This window comes from Mesorhizobium sp. M7A.F.Ca.CA.002.04.1.1, assembly GCF_004022805.1.
GTDB lineage: Bacteria > Pseudomonadota > Alphaproteobacteria > Rhizobiales > Rhizobiaceae > Mesorhizobium > Mesorhizobium ciceri.
This window is the reverse complement of sequence record NZ_RZPL01001134.1, coordinates 1-1,048: the sequence shown is the minus strand read 5'-3', so window position 1 is coordinate 1,048 and position 1,048 is coordinate 1. Positions and strand designations below refer to the sequence as shown.

The window sequence follows — 1,048 nt, the reverse complement described above, 5'->3', positions numbered from 1 at the left end:
CTGTTCGACGTGGCCAAGATCTTCGAGAAGACGCCTTACATCGCCGACCTCAAGCCGGGCGGCAAATATGTCGCCAAGGACATGTTCGAGGCCGGCGGCATTCCGCTGCTGATGAAGACCCTGCTCGACCACGGCTATCTGCATGGCGACTGCATGACGGTGACTGGCCGCACTTTGGCCGAAAACATGCAGCACGTTGTCTGGAATGAGCATCAGGATGTGGTCCGCCCGGCCAACAGACCCATTACCCAAACCGGCGGTGTCGTGGGCTTGAAGGGAAACCTGGCCCCCGAAGGCGCGATCGTGAAGGTCGCGGGCATGGCGGAGTTGAAATTCTCCGGGCCGGCACGCTGCTTCGATTCAGAAGAGGAATGTTTCGAGGCGGTGACGCATCGCAACTACAGGGAAGGCGAGGTTCTCGTCATTCGCTACGAAGGACCGCGCGGCGGCCCCGGCATGCGCGAGATGCTGTCGACGACGGCAGCACTCTACGGCCAGGGCATGGGCGGCAAGGTGGCTCTGATCACCGACGGGCGCTTCTCGGGCGCGACGCGCGGTTTCTGCATCGGCCATGTCGGCCCCGAAGCAGCCGTGGGTGGCCCGATCGGACTGCTCAGGGATGGTGACGTGATCTCGATCGACGCGGTGAACGGCACGATCGACGTGGCGTTGTCCGATAGCGAACTGGCGGCGAGGGCAAAGACATGGAAGGCGCGCGCGACCGATTATCAGTCGGGCGCGATATGGAAATATGCACAGACGGTGGGGCCAGCGCGCGATGGCGCGGTGACCCATCCGGGCGGTGCGAAAGAAACACACTGTTATGCGGACATCTGAGTTGTTGAGGTCATCTGTCTTTTCGGCACTGGTCGTGGCCGCCACGTTTGGCGCGACCTTTGGCGCCGTCGGCCAGGCCATGGCCTTCGACGACAAGGTGTTCGACGACAAGACCGGGGTGAAGCCGCAATCGAGCCCCTGGGCGGTCTTCCAGTTCGGCTTCTCCGCCTACAAGAACGGCCACAAGGAGCAGGCTGCCGAGGCCTACAAA

At 62.7% G+C, this 1,048-nt stretch carries 1 protein-coding gene and 1 pseudogene; both read left to right on the top strand.

Annotation, left to right across the window (positions count from 1 at the left end; translation table 11 throughout):
• Positions 1 to 837 (top strand): dihydroxy-acid dehydratase (locus ENZ75_RS32775; RefSeq protein WP_206617165.1); only part of this gene is annotated, 837 nt, incomplete at its 5' end.
• Positions 824 to 1,048 (top strand): annotated as a pseudogene (locus ENZ75_RS35495) (sel1 repeat family protein); the annotation flags it as partial. The gene ENZ75_RS32775 and the pseudogene ENZ75_RS35495, both read left to right, overlap by 14 nt.